This window comes from Pseudomonas alkylphenolica (assembly GCF_000746525.1).
GTDB lineage: Bacteria > Pseudomonadota > Gammaproteobacteria > Pseudomonadales > Pseudomonadaceae > Aquipseudomonas > Aquipseudomonas alkylphenolica.
Genome location: NZ_CP009048.1, coordinates 1625601 through 1643846, shown reverse-complemented (window position 1 = coordinate 1643846; position 18246 = coordinate 1625601). Strand labels below are relative to the sequence as shown.

General features: G+C 60.9%; 22 protein-coding genes. 2 read left to right on the top strand and 20 right to left on the bottom strand.

Features of this window, described 5'->3' with window-relative positions:
• Window positions 1–28 precede the first annotated feature (28 nt).
• From PSAKL28_RS07690 to PSAKL28_RS07670, 5 genes are all read right to left on the bottom strand, one after another.
• Window positions 29–451, bottom strand: a complete 423-nt coding sequence (locus PSAKL28_RS07690) for a cupin domain-containing protein (RefSeq protein ID WP_096335662.1) — start codon at window positions 449–451, stop codon at window positions 29–31.
• 90 nt (window positions 452–541) lie between these two features.
• Window positions 542–1102: a DUF1285 domain-containing protein gene (locus tag PSAKL28_RS07685; protein WP_038608624.1), complete on the bottom strand. Its 561-nt coding sequence runs from the start codon at window positions 1100–1102 to the stop codon at window positions 542–544.
• A gap of 10 nt (window positions 1103–1112) precedes the next feature.
• Window positions 1113–1718 carry a DUF4823 domain-containing protein gene (locus PSAKL28_RS07680; RefSeq protein WP_038608622.1) on the bottom strand — a complete coding sequence of 202 codons (606 nt, stop codon included), beginning with the start codon at window positions 1716–1718 and terminating at the stop codon, window positions 1113–1115.
• Between the two features lie 66 nt (window positions 1719–1784).
• Entirely contained in the window at window positions 1785–2753 is a 969-nt protein-coding gene (locus tag PSAKL28_RS07675; RefSeq protein WP_038608620.1) for a GTP 3',8-cyclase MoaA, read from the bottom strand.
• Window positions 2754–2880: 127 nt separating this feature from the next.
• Window positions 2881–3519, bottom strand: coding sequence for a TetR/AcrR family transcriptional regulator (locus tag PSAKL28_RS07670; RefSeq protein WP_038608617.1), 639 nt, complete (start codon window positions 3517–3519; stop codon window positions 2881–2883).
• Window positions 3520–3591: 72 nt separating this feature from the next.
• Between PSAKL28_RS07670 and PSAKL28_RS07665 the strand changes: the two genes are divergently transcribed.
• Window positions 3592–4725 carry an aminotransferase class V-fold PLP-dependent enzyme gene (locus tag PSAKL28_RS07665; protein WP_038608615.1) on the top strand — a complete coding sequence of 378 codons (1134 nt, stop codon included), beginning with the start codon at window positions 3592–3594 and terminating at the stop codon, window positions 4723–4725.
• 337 nt (window positions 4726–5062) lie between these two features.
• Here PSAKL28_RS07665 and PSAKL28_RS07660 read toward each other — a convergent pair whose 3' ends face one another.
• From PSAKL28_RS07660 to PSAKL28_RS07605, 12 genes are all read right to left on the bottom strand, one after another.
• A complete protein-coding gene (locus PSAKL28_RS07660; protein WP_038608612.1) occupies window positions 5063–5842 on the bottom strand; it encodes a TatD family hydrolase in 780 nt (259 codons plus the stop codon).
• Between the two features lie 43 nt (window positions 5843–5885).
• Window positions 5886–6872: a DNA polymerase III subunit delta' gene (locus tag PSAKL28_RS07655; protein ID WP_038608609.1), complete on the bottom strand. Its 987-nt coding sequence runs from the start codon at window positions 6870–6872 to the stop codon at window positions 5886–5888.
• Window positions 6865–7497, bottom strand: a complete 633-nt coding sequence (gene tmk / locus PSAKL28_RS07650) for a dTMP kinase (protein WP_038608606.1) — start codon at window positions 7495–7497, stop codon at window positions 6865–6867. Before tmk ends, PSAKL28_RS07655 begins: the two co-directional genes overlap by 8 nt.
• A gap of 19 nt (window positions 7498–7516) precedes the next feature.
• Complete coding sequence (gene mltG, locus PSAKL28_RS07645) at window positions 7517–8665, bottom strand: endolytic transglycosylase MltG (RefSeq protein ID WP_038608602.1); 1149 nt, start codon at window positions 8663–8665, stop codon at window positions 7517–7519.
• Window positions 8666–8668: 3 nt separating this feature from the next.
• Entirely contained in the window at window positions 8669–9484 is an 816-nt protein-coding gene (gene pabC / locus PSAKL28_RS07640) for an aminodeoxychorismate lyase (RefSeq protein ID WP_038608599.1), read from the bottom strand.
• Entirely contained in the window at window positions 9484–10728 is a 1245-nt protein-coding gene (gene fabF, locus PSAKL28_RS07635; RefSeq protein WP_038608596.1) for a beta-ketoacyl-ACP synthase II, read from the bottom strand. The genes pabC and fabF overlap by 1 nt, the downstream gene beginning before the upstream one ends.
• A gap of 104 nt (window positions 10729–10832) precedes the next feature.
• Window positions 10833–11069, bottom strand: a complete 237-nt coding sequence (gene acpP / locus PSAKL28_RS07630) for an acyl carrier protein (protein WP_003175607.1) — start codon at window positions 11067–11069, stop codon at window positions 10833–10835.
• A 195-nt stretch (window positions 11070–11264) separates the two neighbouring features.
• Window positions 11265–12005 carry a 3-oxoacyl-ACP reductase FabG gene (gene fabG / locus PSAKL28_RS07625; protein ID WP_038608595.1) on the bottom strand — a complete coding sequence of 247 codons (741 nt, stop codon included), beginning with the start codon at window positions 12003–12005 and terminating at the stop codon, window positions 11265–11267.
• A gap of 16 nt (window positions 12006–12021) precedes the next feature.
• Complete coding sequence (gene fabD / locus PSAKL28_RS07620) at window positions 12022–12960, bottom strand: ACP S-malonyltransferase (protein ID WP_038608592.1); 939 nt, start codon at window positions 12958–12960, stop codon at window positions 12022–12024.
• 129 nt (window positions 12961–13089) lie between these two features.
• Window positions 13090–14100: a phosphate acyltransferase PlsX gene (gene plsX / locus PSAKL28_RS07615; protein ID WP_075226459.1), complete on the bottom strand. Its 1011-nt coding sequence runs from the start codon at window positions 14098–14100 to the stop codon at window positions 13090–13092.
• A 3-nt stretch (window positions 14101–14103) separates the two neighbouring features.
• Window positions 14104–14286, bottom strand: coding sequence for a 50S ribosomal protein L32 (gene rpmF, locus PSAKL28_RS07610; RefSeq protein ID WP_010223221.1), 183 nt, complete (start codon window positions 14284–14286; stop codon window positions 14104–14106).
• A 13-nt stretch (window positions 14287–14299) separates the two neighbouring features.
• Complete coding sequence (locus tag PSAKL28_RS07605) at window positions 14300–14827, bottom strand: YceD family protein (RefSeq protein WP_038608588.1); 528 nt, start codon at window positions 14825–14827, stop codon at window positions 14300–14302.
• Window positions 14828–14922: 95 nt separating this feature from the next.
• Between PSAKL28_RS07605 and PSAKL28_RS07600 the strand changes: the two genes are divergently transcribed.
• On the top strand, window positions 14923–15498 hold the full coding sequence (locus tag PSAKL28_RS07600) for a Maf family protein (RefSeq protein WP_038608585.1): 576 nt from the start codon (window positions 14923–14925) through the stop codon (window positions 15496–15498).
• A gap of 126 nt (window positions 15499–15624) precedes the next feature.
• Here PSAKL28_RS07600 and PSAKL28_RS07595 read toward each other — a convergent pair whose 3' ends face one another.
• From PSAKL28_RS07595 to rluC, 3 genes are read right to left on the bottom strand one after another with little or no spacing between them, the layout of a single operon-like run.
• Complete coding sequence (locus tag PSAKL28_RS07595) at window positions 15625–16608, bottom strand: S49 family peptidase (protein ID WP_038608582.1); 984 nt, start codon at window positions 16606–16608, stop codon at window positions 15625–15627.
• 6 nt (window positions 16609–16614) lie between these two features.
• Window positions 16615–17292: an HAD family hydrolase gene (locus PSAKL28_RS07590; protein ID WP_038608580.1), complete on the bottom strand. Its 678-nt coding sequence runs from the start codon at window positions 17290–17292 to the stop codon at window positions 16615–16617.
• Window positions 17282–18238: a 23S rRNA pseudouridine(955/2504/2580) synthase RluC gene (rluC, locus tag PSAKL28_RS07585; protein WP_010223216.1), complete on the bottom strand. Its 957-nt coding sequence runs from the start codon at window positions 18236–18238 to the stop codon at window positions 17282–17284. Before rluC ends, PSAKL28_RS07590 begins: the two co-directional genes overlap by 11 nt.
• Window positions 18239–18246: the final 8 nt, after the last annotated feature.

Genomic DNA, 18246 nt, shown 5'->3' with positions numbered 1-18246 from the left:
GTTTCAGCCTCTCGTGCTTTACCCTGCCCTACGGCTGATAAGGCTCGGTCACTGGCCGCTGCTCATCCACCAGCGACCACACCAGCAATTTTGCCGGCTTTGTCTCACTGGCGTTGTAAGACACCAGGTGCACCGACCCCGGCGCTTCGTACCAGAACTCACCCGCCTTGTAAGTCACCGGCTTGGGCTCGCCCTTGAGCTGGGACACCACCGTGCCTTCGAGCACATAAGCCATGACTGCCCCCGGATGTTGATGCGCCACGGACTTCTGTCCTGGTGCATAACTGACCGTGAGCATGATGGCTTTCTTGCCAGCGGCATTGCTCGGTAATTGCTCTTGCAGGATCTTGACCGCCTCCTGGCCCGGCTCCGGACCATGGGCCCAAGCGCCCGGCAGGGTAAACAGGCTAGCGACGATCAGGGTGCTGACAGGTAACAGACGCGGTTTCATTGACACTGCCTCGTGATGGGGAATAGCGGCAGGTTATGCCGGCCACCACGAGGTAAAAAGCGCCAATTCGGGGAAAAACGCGGAGGCTAATCAGCTGCGACCAATAGGATAGAAGGTGCCGCTGCTCCAGACCCCCAGCCATTGCTCCCCGGCAATCTGCTGCGGTACGGCCAGCTCCACCAGCTGATAAAACACATTGCGATGGATCAGCGCCTCAAGGTTGCTGCGCATATGCACATAGGGCGATGGCTCCTGGGTCTGCGCATCGATTTCGAAACGCAAAGGGTGCTCGGGGCCTGCTTCGACCTGATCCTCGACATTGCTGGTGAAGCGCAGTACCTGCTGCTCCCCCTCACCTTCGACTTCAAGGCTGACGGCAACAAATGGCGCATCGTCGACCTTGATGCCGACCTTTTCCACCGGCGTCACCAGGAAATAATCGTCGCCGTCGCGGCGAATGATGGTGGAGAACAACCGCACCATCGGCTTGCGCCCGATCGGCGTGCCCAGGTAGTACCAGGTACCGTCACGGGCGATACGCATGTCGATATCGCCACAGAAGTCCGGGCTCCACAGATGCACCGGTGGCAGCCCCTTTTCGGATTTGGGAATCTGCGCCAGCAGATCAATGGCCTTGCCGGTATCGGTCATCACCCTCTCCTCAACGACTCATGCCCAAAAGGCTACGAGCGTAATCCTCAAGCGGCGGCCCTAGCAAATCTTCCGGCGTGTTGTCGTGAAACGTCAGCATTCCGCCACGGCTGTTGATCCGTGTGGTATCGATCAGGTAGCGGGTATTGGTTTCGATGAGCATCAACTGGATCACACCGGTATCGATGCCCAGGCGGTCGACTGCCTGCTCGTCATACCATTCATCGCCATTGCCGATACGGTCATCGGTGCGGGCAAAGCGCGCATAGAGCAAGTAATGCGCACCCACTCCACGCGCCTCGACCAGGGCCTGTTCCAGCCCCAGCGGCCCCTGAGCGCGACGGACCATGGGGAAGTACTCGATAAAGCCCTTGAAGGCTTCCTCTGCCACCACGTTGGGCCGTGGATAAGGCCCCTTGCCGGGAGGGACGAAGGCACCCTGACCAATGTAAATGAATGAATCAGGCTGCAGGCGCACCGACAGCGAACGGCGGGTATCACTGTGATCGAGCAGACCGGCATCACTCATGTGATAACGGACACCCTCGCCCATATCGCTGACATTCATACAGCCGCCCAGCGCCATCAGCGCCAGCAGCAAAACCAGGCTACGCATCTATCCTCCAGTGGCCGGTGACGGAAAACCGGCGAACAGCTGACAGATGCAGCTTTTGCGCCAGTCTTAGCCACCGATGATTTTCATCACCGTTGCGCCACCGGAAAATGCCACCGGCTGCTTGTCGCCAAGGGCCTTGACCAGCAACCCCTGCAGCGCCGGCAAGGCCTGGTGACGCGGCTTGTCGAGCAAGTCGCCGATATAGTGACGGTTGCTCGACGACAGGCAGCCATGCAGCCAGCCGGTGGACGACAGGCGCAAGCGTGAACAGGTCCGGCAAAACGGTACGCTTTCGTTGGCGATCACGCCAAAGTAGCCCTGGCCGGGGATCTGATAGCGCAGTGCGGTGGCATCCACCGGCGCATTGGCCTGCAGGTATTCGTAACGCTCGCCGATCAACTGCAGCAAGTGTTCGAGACTGACGAACTGCTGCAGGAAGGCATTGCTGTCACGAGCCAGGTGGCCCATGCGCATCAATTCGATAAAACGCAGCTCGTAGCCGCGGGCCAGGCAGTACTCAAGCAGCGGCACCACTTGATCGAAGTTCTGTCCGCGCAACGGCACCATGTTGACCTTGATTTTCATCCCGGCCGCTGTGGCCTGCTCCATGCCATCGAGCACAGTGGCCAGGTCGCCACCACGGGCAATACGCCGGAAAGCATCAGGATCAAGGGTATCGAGGGAAACGTTGAGGCGGCGGATACCGGCCGCACGCAGCAATGGCAGTTTGCGCGACAGTAACTGGCCATTGGTGGTCAGGCTGATTTCATCCAGGCCAAGGCCTGCGACCGAAGTCAGAAAGGTTTCAAGCTTGGGGCTGACCAGCGGCTCGCCACCGGTAATGCGCAAACGCTCGATGCCGGCTGCTTCGATCAGGTAGGCCACAGCGCGGGCCATGGCCTCGGCAGACAGCTCATCCAGGGCCGCCACCAGACGCTTGCCGTCCGGCACGCAATAGGTGCAGGCGTAGTTGCAGGCAGCGGTCAGGCTGACACGCAAATTGCGAAAACGCCTGCCTTGGCGGTCGACGATCATGGATGACTCCGGCATGGATGAATCGGGCCTGCAAAACCTGACTCAAAAATCAGGTTTTTGCAAGCCTCATACCTGAGTATATTCCTGCGGGGGCCACGCCAGTAGTTTCGTTCGACTGCCGAACAGGTCAGCTGCCGGTGGCGTCCGGGTCACGCTTGCGCTTGTTGCCCATACGCACGCCGATATCCATCAGGAACTGGAAAAAGCCTTCCTGGTCCTCCAGCACGTTGCTCCAGAACGGCGAGTGATACAGCGCCACCGCGCCATGCACCAGCGCCCAGGCGGCGCAGTAGTGGAAGTACGGCGGCACATCTTCGAGCTTGCCTTCGCTGATGCGACCTTTGATCAGCAAGGTCAGACGGTCGAAATTGGAGGCACGGATCTTGTGCAGCTCCTCGACCATCTCCGGCACCTGGTTGCCCTTGACCACCTTCTCTTCGAGGCGGTCGAACAAGCGGTAACGCTGCGGATCGCGCATGCGGAATTCGAAGTAGGCACGCGACAGGGCTTCCTTGTCGCGATCAACATCGGCAGAGTGCAACAGTTCGTTCAAATCGCGCTCGTAGTCGAGCATCAGGCGCAGGTAGATCTCCGCCTTGGATTTGAAATGCTTGTAGATCGTGCCTTTGCCGATACCGACTGCATCAGCGATCATCTCGACGGTGACACTGTCTTCACCCTGTTCGAGAAACAGCTTGAGCGCGGTATCGAGAATTTCTTGCTCACGGCGACGAAACTCACGGACCTTACGAGGTTCTTTCTGCATAAGAAGGACTGGATCAAAATCGAAGCCGGTTATTATGCCTAACTTGCGCCAAAATGCACGGATCATCCGACCATGTCTATGTTTCTTGATGAGTTTGAACAGGCTCCGGGCCTTCGCTACCTGAACCACGCGGCCGTCGCTCCCTGGCCAAGAAGGGCCAGCCAGGCCGTTGCGCGCTTTGCCAACGAAAACGTTTGGCTCGGTGCCAGGGACTATCCGCACTGGATGGCGATGGAGCAACGCCTGCGCGAACGCCTGATGCGCCTGACCAACGCACCATCGACCGATGACATCGCCTTGGTCAAGAACACCTCAGAGGCCCTTTCGTTCGTTGCTTTCGGTATTGATTGGCAGGCCGGTGACCGGATCGTCATCAGCGATGAAGAGTTCCCCTCCAACCGCATCGTCTGGGAAGCCTTGGCCGACCGGGGCGTAGAAGTGATCCAGGTGAGCCTCAAGGGGCAGGATCCGGAAGCCGATCTGCTGGCCGCCTGCAGCCCGCGCGTGCGCCTGCTGGCGATCAGCGCCGTGCAGTTCGCCAGCGGCCTGCGCCTGGACCTGGTGCGGCTCGGCCAGGGTTGTCGTGAGCGCAACGTGCTGTTCTGCATCGATGCCATTCAGCAACTGGGCGCCCTGCCCTTCGACGTGCAAGCCTATCAGTGCGACTTCGCCATGGCTGATGGTCACAAATGGATGCTTGGCCCGGAAGGCCTCGGCGTTTTCTATTGCCGCGCCGAGGTTCGCCCACAACTGAAGCTCAGCGAATACGGCTGGCACATGCTCGAACACATGGGCGACTACACCCGCACCGAGTGGGAGCCGGCCCGCAGTGCCCGGCGCTTTGAATGCGGCAGCCCGAACATGCTCGGCGCGGCGGCACTGGACGCCAGCCTGTCGCTGCTGGAAGAAGTGGGGATGGAACAGGTATCGACGCTGCTCGCAGAGCGGGTGCAGTGGCTCTATGAAGGGCTGGCGGCTATTCCCGGGGTTCAACTGCACAGCCCGGAAGATCCGCAGCGCCGCTCCGGCATCGTTTCGTTCAGTATCGCCGGGGTGGATAACGCCGACGCCTATCATCGCCTGAAGCAGGAACAGGTCGTATGCATTACTCGCGGGCCTGGCGTGCGCTTTTCCCCGCATTTCTACACGCCCAGGCAGGTAATCGACGAAACTCTGGCAATTGTGCGGCAGATTGCAGAGCGATGAGTGCTCAGCAGCCGTGGCCGTATTCCAAATCTGTTTAAAAAACGAGCAATAGCCGCTGGCAGCCCGCCAATCCTGACCAATACTTCAGGTGTTGGCGTGGCGCATCCCCCCAAGTGGCGCGCCGATAAAGGTGCTCAGGGACCGCGTACCTTTGTTTTACTCCTAATGGTCTTAACCCGGATTCACCCCCCAGAACCCGGGTTTTTTTTTGCCTGAGATTCCTGCTGTGGTGCCTTGATACCCGGTGGGAGCGGGCTTGCCCCGCGATGCGATGCTAGCTGCTCCGGCGTCATCGCGGGACAAGCCCGCCCCCACCGAAGCCCCACTAGAGCAGTTCCTACAGACGCGCCAATGGGAACAAACGCTTGAAGTTCGCAGTGGTCTGCTCCGCCAATTGCTCGTACTTTTCACCTCGCACCATCGCCACGAACTCCGCCACTTCCCGCACATACTGCGGCAGGTTCGGTTTACCGCGATACGGAATCGGCGCCAGGTAAGGCGAGTCGGTTTCCACCAGCAGGCGATCGGCCGGCACTTGCCGGGCGACGTCGCGCAAGGCATCGGCATTGCGGAAGGTCACGATGCCGGACAACGAGATGTAGTAGCCAAGGTCCAGCGCTGCCTTGGCCATGTCCCAATCTTCGGTGAAGCAATGCAGCACACCGGCCTGACTCAGATCCGCTTCGCGCAACAGGTTCAGGGTGTCGGCACGCGCCGCACGGGTGTGGATGATCACCGGCTTGCCGGTAGTCTGCGCAGCCTGCAGGTGCAGGCGGAAGGACTCCTGCTGCACCTCGGCCGCTTCTGGCTCGTAGTGATAATCCAGCCCGGTTTCACCGATGGCCACCACATGCCGGTGCTCAAGCTCCTTGAGCAGCCACTCCAGCGGCGGCGCACCGTCGGGAGTCAGGTCCAGCGGATGGATGCCTACCGAGCAGTCAACGTCGCTGTAACGCTCGCTCAGGTCTTTGACCGCCTTGGCGTTGTCGGCACTGACGCCGATGCACAAGAAGTGGCCGACACCACGGGCGCGGGCAGCCTCAAGGGCCGCATCCAGAGAACCCTGGTGAGCGGTGAGGTCGAGACGATCGAGATGGCAATGGGAATCTACAAGCATGGGCAGATGACAACACTGAAAAGAAATAAAGGGGCAGCCCGGCTCAACGCTGGCCGGGCAACATGGCCCAGGAGGCCAGCAGCGCTTCGAGCAACAGCACGCGATTGAGATTGGCCTTGGCCAGGACTTTCTGGCGCTGGGCGAGAATCCAGTCCTGGATCTCCAGAACCTTGCCCTGGCCGCTCTTCTGCGCCAGGTACTGCACGACCTTGCGCATATCGTTCAAGCCTAAACCTTCCTCATCCTCGGTCAACTGGTAGCGCAGGACGAGATTCGACCAGTCACAGAACCAGTCGAACAGCAACAGCAAGGGAATGGCATTCCAGGCTTCGGCCAGCTGGCTCGGGGATTGCTGCTGCTTGAGCAGCTTTTTCACCCCGTCGACCACCAGTGCGCGCTGCTCGCGCACACCCTGCGCCTGCAGGCTGACCGCAGCCAGTGGCGAACCGGCAGCAAGGCTGAGCAGCTCCAGACGTTCCAGCTCATCGCACTCCGGCAAGGCTGTACTCAACCAGGCCAGGCTTTGCGTGGCGCTGGGCAAAGGACATGCCTGCTGCACACAACGACTCTTGATGGTCGGCAACAAGCGGCTGGGCTGATGGCTGACCAGTAGCAACACAGTATTGCCGGACGGCTCTTCCAGGCTTTTCAGCAAGGCGTTGGCCGCATTGATGTTCATCGCCTCGACCGGCTCGATCAACACCACCTTGCGCCCGCCCAACTGTGCGGTCTGGACCACAAAGGACACCAGGTCACGCACCTGGTCGACCTTGATCGGCTTGTCGGCCTCCTCCGGCTCCAGCACATAGTTGTCCGGATGACTGCCGGCGGCCAGCAACAGGCACGATTTGCACTGCCCGCACGCTTGCAGATTGGCCGGGCGCTGACACAGCAACAAGGCCATCAGCCGCTCGGCCAGCGCGCGCTTGCCGATGCCTTGCGGCCCATGCAGCAGATAGGCGTGAGCGTGCTGGGTGCGTCCGGCCAGTTGTTGCCACAACGCCTGCTGCCAAGGGAAGGCCTCAGCCACGGCAGCGTTCCAGGATCTGCGGCAGCAAGGCATCCAGTGCTTGCTGCACCTGTGCCAGCGTTTGCGAAGCGTCGATCAGTTTGTACTGCTGCGGGGCCGCCTTGGCGCGTGCCAGGTAGGCCTGACGCACGGCCTCGAAAAAGGCCTGGCCTTCCTGTTCGAAACGGTCCAGGCGCCCGCGGGCCGCGGCGCGGGACAGGCCGATTTCCACCGGCAGATCGAAGACCAGGGTCAGGTCCGGGCGCAGCGTGCCCTGAACAAAGTTTTCCAGCGTAGCAATGCGCTCCAGCGACAGGCCACGGCCACCACCCTGGTAGGCGTAGGTGGCATCGGTGAAACGGTCACAGAGCACCACTGCACCGCGGGCCAGGGCCGGGCGAATCACTTCGGCCAGGTGCTGGGCACGGGCAGCGAACACCAGCAACAGCTCGGTGTCGGCATCCATTTTTTCGTCGCTGGGGGCCAGCAGCAGTTCGCGGATCCGCTCGGCCAGCGGCGTACCGCCAGGCTCGCGGGTCAGCACCACATCCACACCCTGGGCACGCAGGTGCTCGGCCAGGTACTCGCGATTGGTGCTCTTGCCCGCGCCTTCGGGACCTTCCAGGGTGATAAACAAGCCGCTCACAGGCAGTCCTTACAGTTGATCATTGCGAAGAGGTTTCAGTGGCTGGCGCCGACGCTTCAGGCAACGGCTCCGGGATAGCCTCAGTGGGTTCCGATGACTGCGGCCCGGCCTCGGGCTCAGGCTCGGATTCAGTCACCGGTGCCGGGCTCGAACGGTAATCGGCACGGCGCTTGATCTGGTACTCGCGGACCGCCGAATTGTGCGCATCCAGGTCGTCGGAGAAGATATGACTACCATCGCCACGGGCGACGAAGTACAGACTGCTGCCCGGCGTCGGGTTCAAGGCTGCGTGAATGGCTTCACGTCCGACCATGGCAATCGGGGTCGGCGGCAGGCCAGCATTGGTATAGGTGTTGTACGGCGTCGGTTCGCGCAGGTCGGCGCGGGTGATCTTGCCGTTGTAACGCTCCCCCATGCCGTAGATCACTGTCGGGTCGGTCTGCAGCAACATGCCGATGCGCATGCGACGCACGAACACCCCGGCGATCTGACCGCGCTCCTGCGGCACGCCGGTTTCCTTCTCCACCAGCGACGCCATGATCAGCGCCTGGTACGGGTCACGATACGGCAGGTCAGCAGGACGCTCCGCCCACTCCTTGGCCAGCACTTCATCCAGGCGCGCATAGGCTTGCTGGAGGAACTCGACATCGGTCATGCCGCGTACGAAGCGATAGGTATCAGGGAAAAAACGCCCTTCAGGGAACACCCCCGGGTGACCGAGTTCGTCCATCACCTCGGCATCGCTGAGGCCATCGAGGGTCTGCTTGATTTTTTCATGCTTGGCCAACGCCGAGCGCACCTGACGGAAGTTCCAGCCTTCGACCAGGGTCAGGCTGTACTGCACGACATCGCCACGACGCCAGACCTCGAACAGGTCGCGTACGGTCATGCCCGGGGTCATGCGGTACTCGCCGGTGTGCAGCGGCACCCCCGCCATGTTGAAGCGCCAGTACAGACGCAACCAGAAGGCATCGTCCAGCAGGCCCTGACTCTCCATGCGATAGAACATGCGGTTGGGGTTGGTACCCGTGGGCACGTCGAGCAATTGCTCCTGGCTAACGTGCAGGGTCTGCTCCAGCGCCGAATTCACTTTCCAGGCTGAAAAACCCAGGATCAGGCCTGCCAGAATCAAACCGGTTTCCAGCAGCACCAAGAATTTACGTCTCACAAATCAGGTATCCAGTAACGTACGGGCAATGGCCTGCAGTTTACGGGTGAGCGGACCCGGCGACCAGTTCAGCGATGCAAAAGCACGCACTGGCCAGACACCGTAGACGCTGTTGCAGACGAAGACTTCGTCAGCCTGCTCCAGGTCCTGCAGGGACAGATCGGTAATGCGCAGCGCAATCCCGGCCTTTGCCGCGTGCTCGATCAAGGCCGCGCGCATGACCCCGGCCACGCCACAGCGGCTCAGATCAGCCGTCAGCAGCTCAGCACCGCGCACCAGGAACAGATTGCTGTAGACCCCTTCGATGATGCGACCGGAAACATCGCGCATCAATCCTTCAGCATGCTCGGCATCCTGCCATTCGGCACGCGCCAGCACCTGTTCAAGTCGATTGAGGTGTTTGAGCCCGGCCAGCAGCGGTTGTTCCGCCAGACGAGTGCTACAGGAAAAAAGACGAACCCCGTGCTCGGCATGCTGGGCAGGATAAACGGGCAAGGGACTGCCCTGCAGGATACGCCGTGGTGCCGCGCCAGCGGCAGGCGCATAGCCACGCTGGCTGTCACCACGGACGAGAATCAGTTTGAGTACACCGTCATCCAGCAGGCTGGCGTAACGGCATAGCTCGTCGCGAATCAGGCCATGATCGGCGCTGATCGCCAGGCGCTGGCAACCCAGCGCCAGGCGCTCGAGATGGTACTCGAGCAACGATGGCCGACCGGCCCTGACCGCGATGGTCTCGAACAGACCATCGCCGTAGGCCAGCGCACGGCTTTGCAGGTTGATTGCCTGCGCCGGCTGGCCATCGATCCAGCTGTGCATTACTCGGCGAACCGGCGGAACACCAGCGAGCCGTTGGTACCGCCAAACCCGAAGGAGTTGGACAGCACGACATCGATCGGCATGTTGCGCGCCTCATGCGGCACGAAATCCAGATCGCAACCTTCGCTTGGCTCATCGAGGTTGATGGTCGGCGGGGCTACCTGGCTGTTGATCGACAGCACGCTGAAGATCGCTTCCACTGCACCGGCGGCGCCCAACAGGTGACCGGTCATCGACTTGGTCGAGCTGACCGCCAGCTTGTAGGCGTGGTCGCCAAACACCGACTTGATCGCCGACGCTTCAGCCAGGTCACCGGCCGGGGTCGAAGTGCCGTGGGCGTTGATGTAGTTCACCTGATCAGCGTTCAGGCCGGCATCGCGCAAGGCGTTGACCATGCAGCGCGCTGCGCCGCTGCCATCTTCTGGCGGCGAGGTCATGTGGTAGGCGTCGCCACTCATGCCAAAACCAACCAGCTCGGCATAGATGGTCGCACCACGGGCCTTGGCGTGTTCGAGCTCTTCGAGCACCAGCGCACCGGCACCGTCGGCAAGCACGAAGCCATCACGGCCCTTGTCCCACGGACGACTGGCACGGGTCGGGTCGTCATTGCGGGTCGACAGCGCCCGCGAGGCACCGAAGCCGCCCATGCCCAGACCGCAGGCGGCCATTTCCGCACCACCGGCAATCATCACGTCGGCTTCACCGAAGGCGATGTTGCGCGCCGCCATGCCGATACAGTGGGTACCGGTCGTGCAGGCCGTGGCAATGGCGTAGTTAGGTCCCTGTACACCCAGGTGGATCGACAGGAAACCGGAAATCATGTTGATGATCGAACCCGGCACGAAGAACGGCGAAATGCGCCGCGGGCCCTGCTCATGCAAAGTCCGGCTGGTTTCTTCGATATTGGTCAGGCCACCGATACCCGAGCCCATGGCCACGCCAATGCGCTCGCGGTTGGCATCGGTCACTTCCAGGCCGGCGTTACGCACTGCCTGAAAACCGGCTGCCAGGCCGTACTGAATGAACAGATCGAGCTTGCGGGCTTCCTTGACCGACAGGTACTGCTCAACCTCGAAGCCCTTTACCGAGCCGCCAAAACGGGTGGAGTAGGCAGACAGGTCCGTATGTTCAATCAGACCTATGCCACTGCGGCCAGCCAGAATGCCCTGCCAACTGCTCGGCACATCCGTACCCAGTGGCGACAGCATACCCATACCGGTGACCACGACGCGTCTACGCGACACAGCACTCTCCTTATTCAATTGACTACATCTCTTGTAAAGAAAAAACCGCACGCCGGCGAAGGCAGTGCGGTTTTTCCATGACAAGAAGCGACGACTACAACGTCTTAGGCCTGGTGGCTGGTGACGTAGTCGATAGCAGCTTGAACAGTAGTGATCTTCTCGGCTTCTTCGTCAGGGATTTCGGTCTCGAATTCCTCTTCCAGAGCCATCACCAGCTCAACGGTGTCAAGGGAATCGGCACCCAGATCTTCGACGAAGGAAGCAGTGTTCACTACTTCTTCTTCTTTAACGCCCAGTTGCTCGGCGACGATTTTCTTGACGCGTTCTTCGATGGTGCTCATACCTTGTTTTCACTCCTAATGGACATATGTCAGGCAGCTGGCCGGTGTGTAAGTGTATAGAAAGACGTCCGCTTTTCAAGCGCAACACGCCTCGCCAGACCACACCTGCCAACCGACTAGAATCTGGTTGCAGCTTTATAACGGATTTTAGACAGCTCGTATGACATTTTTTTGAAGCAATCCGTCACATTAGATTTACATGTACATGCCGCCGTTGACCGGAATGGTCGCGCCAGTCACGTAACCTGCGCCTTCAGAGGCCAGGAAAGCGACCACATTGGCGATTTCCTGGGCCTGGCCCAGACGCCCCAACGGGATCTGGGTTTGCAGCGCTTCACGCTGGGCTTCAGGCAATTCACGGGTCATGTCGGTGTCGATGAAGCCCGGGGTCACCGAGTTGACGGTGATCGCGCGCGAGCCGACTTCACGGGCCAATGCACGACTGAAACCTTCCAGACCGGCCTTGGCTGCAGCGTAGTTGACCTGCCCGGCATTACCCATGGCGCCGACTACCGAACCGATGCTGATGATACGACCCCAGCGCGCCTTGGTCATGCCGCGCAGCACGCCCTTGGACAGACGGTAGAGGCTGTTCAGGTTGGTGTCGATGACGTCGAACCACTCGTCGTCTTTCATGCGCATCATCAGGTTGTCACGGGTGATGCCGGCGTTGTTGACCAGAATGGTCGGCGCACCGAACTGCTCCTGGATCTTGGCCAGGGTGGCAGCGACCGACTCGTCGCTGGTCACGTTCAGCTCCAGGCCGGTGCCGGTGATGCCGTGTTCCTTGAGGGTAGCGGCGATACGCTCGGCACCCGAGGCGGAGGTCGCGGTACCGATCACGGTAGCGCCCAGACGGCCCAGCTCGAGGGCGATAGCCTGGCCGATACCACGGCTGGCGCCGGTCACCAATGCAACTTTACCTTGCAGGCTCATGCAAGCTTCTCCTAAATCAGGCCAGCGCCGCGCGGGTGGCGGCGAAAGCATCCGGGGTATTGAGGTTAGAGGTGTTCACGCCATCGGCGCAGCGCTTGTTCAGGCCGGCCAGAACCTTGCCTGGACCGCACTCGACCAACTGTACCGCGCCATTGGCGGCCAGGGTCTGTACGCATTCAACCCAGCGAACCGGCTTGTACAACTGCTCGAGCAGGTCACGCTTGAGGGTGTCGAGGTCAGCAGCGACTGCGGCACTGACGTTCTGCACCACTGGAATCTGCGGGGCTTGCCAGTCGATGGCATTGACCGACTCGGCAAAGCGCTCGGCAGCCGGACGCATCAGCTCGCAGTGCGATGGCACGCTGACCGGCAACGGCAGCGCGCGCTTGGCACCGGCAGCCTTGCAGGCTTCCATGGCGCGCTCGACAGCGGCCTTGGCGCCAGCGATCACGACCTGGCCTGGCGAGTTGAAGTTTACCGCGCTGACCACTTCGCCCTGGGCTGCTTCAGCGCAGATACCCACAACGACAGCGTCGTCCAGACCGAGGATTGCCGCCATGGCGCCCTGCCCGGCCGGTACGGCCTCTTGCATGAGCTCACCACGACGTTTGACCAGCTTGACCGCGTCACCCAGGCTCAGGCTGCCAGCGGCAACCAGCGCGCTGTACTCGCCCAGGCTGTGACCGGACACGAAAGCCGGACGCGCACCGCCCTCTGCCAGCCACAGACGCCACAGGGCGATCGAGGCGGTGAGAATGGCCGGCTGGGTTTTGTCGGTTTGATTGAGTTGCTCTTCCGGACCCTCCTGGGTCAGCGCCCAGAGGTCATAGCCCAGAGCCTCGGAGGCCTCGCGGAAGGTATCAATGACCAGCGGATACTGGGCGCCCAGCTCGGCAAGCATGCCGAGGGACTGCGAACCTTGACCGGGAAAGACGAATGCGAGGGATGCAGACATTGAACAAGCCCCTAATGATCTTGTCGTCGGAAATGAAGCGCCCAGCGCCAGGCTGAGCACAAGAAACTGAAGACTTGGATGGTAATGAGGACCAAGCGGTCACATTTAACCACTTCCTGAGGCATATGCCTAAAGCAACAGATCTTCCAGGCGCCCGTGCAGGCGCTGCGGCAGGTTCTCCTGAATCTCGATCAAGGCACGCTGAATAGCACTCTGAAAGCCCTGAACACCGGCAGAACCATGACTCTTGATAACGATGCCCTGCAAACCCAGAAAGCTTGCGCCATTATGCCGCGCCGGCGCCAGATCGGCCTGCAGACGCTTGAGCAGCGGCATGGCTACCGCACCGGCCAGGCGCGCACCGAGCCCGCCTTTGAACAGCGCCTCGATACGTGAACCGATCATGGTCGCCAGGCCTTCGCTGGACTTGAGCAAGATGTTGCCGACGAAGCCGTCGCAGACCACCACATCCGCTTCTCCACGGTACAACCCGTCGCCTTCGACGAAACCGATGTAGTTAAGCCCACGGGCATTCTGCAGCATGCTGGCGGCGAGCTTGACCTGCTGGTTGCCCTTGATGTCTTCGGTGCCGACATTCAGCAACGCCACACGCGGACGCGAGATACCCAGCGCTTGCGCAGCCACGGAGCCCATCACGGCAAACTGGAAGAGATTGTCGGCACTGCAATCGACATTGGCACCCAGGTCGAGTAGCTGGCAATAACCGGTCTGGGTGGGAATGGCTGCCACCATGGCCGGGCGGTCGATGCCGGGCAAGGTTTTCAGCACATAGCGCGACAGCGCCATCAGCGCACCGGTATTACCGGCACTCACGCAGGCCTGAACCTTGCCATCACGCAATAGTTCCAGGGCCACGCGCATGGACGAATCAGGCTTGCCACGCAACGCTTGCGAGGGCCGCTCATCCATGCCGATCACTTCGCTGGCTGCAACAATCTGCAGGCGCGCGCGATCCGCTGCCGACTGGCCAGCGATAAGGTCTTCTAGGAGGGAGGGTTGACCGACAAGGGTCAGGTGCAGCGAGGGGGTAGCCGACAGGCAAGCAATACTCGCCTGAACAATGCTGCGGGGACCGAAGTCCCCGCCCATTGCGTCAATCGCGATGATCTGAGCGGACAAGGATTACTCGTCAGCGCCCTTGTCGATCACTTTACGACCACGGTATACGCCTTCTGGCGATACGTGGTGACGCAGGTGTACTTCACCAGTGGTTTTCTCTACGGACAGAGCGTTTTCCGAGAGAGCGTCGTGCGAACGGCGCATGTCACGGGCAGAGCGGGATTTTTTGTTCTGCTGAACAGCCATAATTGATTAACTCCTAAACGTTTGGGTCACGCTTTAACTGCGCCAATACACTGAACGGGTTGGACCGTGTTACCTCGTCCTTGCTCGGTTCGGGCTCATCGGCGCCCGCCGGCTGCTGGCATTCTTCCGGATGATGAGCAGGCACGATGGGCAGGGCGAGCAAAAGCTCCTCCTCGACCAAAGCCTGCAGATCCAAAGGATCTTCGCCCAGTTCCAGCACGTCATAACCTTTCGGCAACGACTGGGTATTCGCACCCTCCTTCACCACGGCGTAAGTACTTTCGCTGTGGATCGGCAGGGTGACCAGCTCAAGACAACGCTGGCAAACCATTTTGACCTCGACGCTCAGGTCGGTGTGGATAACCACAGCCTTCTGCTCGTCTCGCTCAAAATCGAATTTAGCCTGCACCGTACCGACATTGTCGGAAAGCGGGTCGCAGAGTCTCTCCAAATCGGCGAGCTGCAGTGTTCCTTCGAGGGAAACACCACGATCGGCCAATTTGCGCGGGTCAACGTGAGGTGGAATCGGGTCATTCAACATAGGCGCAGCATTCTAGGGATGACCCCCGCCCCTGTCAAAGGAAATTCGGCTCCGTTCAGCATGTTAGAATCGTTTCACCTGCCCAGGAGTTTATCATGCTGCCTTTATTACTGGCTTCCAGCTCGCCCTACCGGCGCGAATTGCTTGAACGCTTGCGCCTGCCCTTCAGCTGGGCATCCCCCGATATTGACGAACAGCGCCTGCCCGAAGAGCCTGCCGTTGACCTGGTCAAGCGCCTGGCCCGGGAGAAAGCCCAGGCCCTGGCCGCCAGCCACCCCGAGCACCTGATCATTGGCTCCGACCAGGTCGCCGTGCTCGGCGAACAGATTCTCGGCAAGCCGCACACCTTCGAACGGGCTTGCGAGCAATTGCTTGCGGCCAGCGGCAACCATGTCACCTTCCTTACCGGCCTTGCCCTGCTCAATAGCGCTACCGGCCACTACCAGGTCGACTGCGTGCCGTTCACGGTGAACATGCGTGAACTGGACCTGGCGCGCATTGAGCGCTACCTGCGCACTGAAGAGCCTTATGACTGCGCCGGCAGCTTCAAGGCCGAAGGGCTTGGCGTGAGCCTGTTCCAGAGCACCCACGGGGTCGATGCCACCAGCCTGGTCGGCCTACCCCTGATTCGATTGGTCGACATGCTCCTGATCGAAGGCGTAACCCTGTAGGAGCGGGCTTGCCCCGCGATGCGACTCACCTGGCAGCTCACAATCGCGGGACAAGCCCGCTCCCACCGGATCCACCCCAAATAAAAAGCCCCGGCAGATGCCGGGGCTTTTTCACTTCGGTCGCACTCAGCGCAACGACGGCCCCTGAAAGCCCATCCACATCGCCAGACGCTCGGCAATGCTGGTACCCAGGCGCTTGGAGAAACGATCGAACGGCGACTCCTCGATGGTGAAGTCAACCAGCTCTTTCTCCCCCACCACTTCGCGCGCCACGTAACCGGCGCTGCCCAGGCCATCCACCAACCCCAGGTCCAGGGCCTGCTCGCCCGACCAGATCAGGCCACTGAACAGCTCAGGATGCTCCTTGTCCTTCAGGCGCTCACCACGACCCTGCTTGACGCTGGCAATGAACTGCTTGTGGGTCGTTTCCAGCACGCCCTGCCAGAACGCCGTCTCTTCAGGCTTCTGCGGCTGGAACGGATCAAGGAAGGCCTTGTGTTCACCCGCGGTGTAGGTACGGCGCTCGACACCGAGCTTCTCCATGGTGCCGACAAAGCCGTAACCGGCAGCTGTAACACCGATGGAGCCGACCAGACTGGCCTTGTCGGCGTAGATCTGGTCCGCGGCACTGGCAATGTAGTAAGCGCCGGAGGCCCCCAGATCGCTGATCACCGCGTACAACTTGATTTGCGGATACTCGGCGCGCAGGCGACGTATCTCGTCGTAGATGTAACCCGACTGCACCGGGCTACCACCCGGACTGTTGATTCGCAGGATCACCGCCTTGGTCTTCGAATCCTTGAACGCTTCGCGCAAACCACCGACGATGTTATCGGCACTGGCAGGCTCCTGATCGGCAATCACCCCGCGCACTTCAACCAGTGCAGTGTGACTGACGCTTCGAGAAGCGGCCTTGTCGACATTCATCAAGGGACTGAACAGCGCGAGAATGCCAAACAGATAGGCGAAGGTCAGCAGCTTGAAGAAGATCCCCCAGCGCCGCGCACGACGCTGCTCCTGCACACCTGCCAGAAGGGTTTTCTCCAACAGCTTCCAGCTTTTCTGCTCTTCGTTGCCTTCGGCGCTAGGCGCCTTCCACTCGTCAGCCATGCTCACCTACCCTGGAATTACCGCGGCAGGCGACCGGCTCAGCCAGGCCTGCAAATGTGAAAAGTGCTCAATACAGACCTGCGGCCCGAAAGCACTCAATGCTTGCGGCGACATGGCCCCGTAGGCGACAGCCACCGAATGCATGCCGGCGTTACTGGCCATCAACAGATCGAACGACGAATCCCCAACCATCAACGCCCTGCCCGGCTCGACCCGGCAATGCGCCAGAATCTCTTCGAGCATTTGCGGATGAGGCTTGCCACGACTCTCGTCGGCAGCCCGGGTGATATCGAAGTAATCCTGCCAGCCATTGGCCCGCAGGACCCGATCCAGACCGCGCCGCGCCTTGCCGGTAGCCACCGCCAGACGATAGCCCTGCGCACGAAACGCCTCCAGCGACTCCACCACCCCCTCGAACAGGGGCGACGGCTGCTCATCCAGCGCCATGTACACATCGGCGTAGTGCTGACGAAACACCGCAACCTGCTCGGCATCCAGGTGCGGATACAGCGTGGCGATCGCCTCGGACAGCGCCAGGCCAATTATACCCTTGACCGCCTCATCATCGCAGGTGGCATGACCGGCGCGACCGGCGGCCTGATGCATGGCTTGGACAATGCGCCCGATTGAGTCGGCCAGCGTGCCATCCCAATCGAAGATCAGCAGATCGTAATCACGCCGCACTCAAACGCTCCACGGTTTTCGCCCACATCTCGTCCACTGGCGCCTCAAGCTTGAGCTCGCCACCGTCAGGCAGGGGCACGGTCAGGGCATAGGCATGCAGGAACAGACGCTTGCCGCCCAGGTCACGAATCTCGCGGGTGAAATCTTCATCGCCGTACTTGCTGTCACCGGCAATGCAGTGCCCGGCATGCAAGGCGTGCACGCGGATCTGGTGAGTACGCCCGGTAATCGGACGCGCCTCGACGATGGTGGCAAATTCACCAAAACGACGCAGGACGCGGAAAATGGTCAGCGCCTCCTTGCCTTCGTCGTTGACTTCGACCATGCGCTCACCGGAGCGCAGATTGCTCTTGAGCAACGGCGCGTTGACCTGCTTTTTAGCCGTCGCCCAGTGGCCACGAACCAGGGCCATGTAGCGCTTGTCGACACCATCACCGCGCAGCGCGGCATGCAGGTGACGCAACATGCTGCGCTTCTTGGCGATCATCAACAGCCCGGAGGTGTCGCGATCCAGGCGGTGGACCAGCTCCAGCTCCTTGGCATCCGGACGCATCTGACGAAAGGCTTCGATCACGCCGAAGTTCAGGCCACTACCGCCGTGCACGGCGATACCTGCCGGTTTGTTCAGCACAATCAAGGCCTTGTCTTCATAGACGATGGCGGCCTCAAGGCGCTGAAGCAAACCCTGGGCCACCGGCACAGGCTCGTCGCGCTCAGGCAGACGAACGGGCGGCACGCGCACGATGTCACCGGCCTGCAACTTGTACTCGGGCTTGATCCGCCCCTTGTTCACACGCACTTCGCCTTTGCGCAAAATGCGGTAAATCAGGGTCTTGGGAACACCCTTGAGCGCAGTGATAAGGAAATTATCGATTCGTTGGCCGGCAAGTTCCGGCGCGACCTCGATCAGCTGGACGCCGGAGGTCGGAGGGGCATTAGTCGTCATTTGCCAAT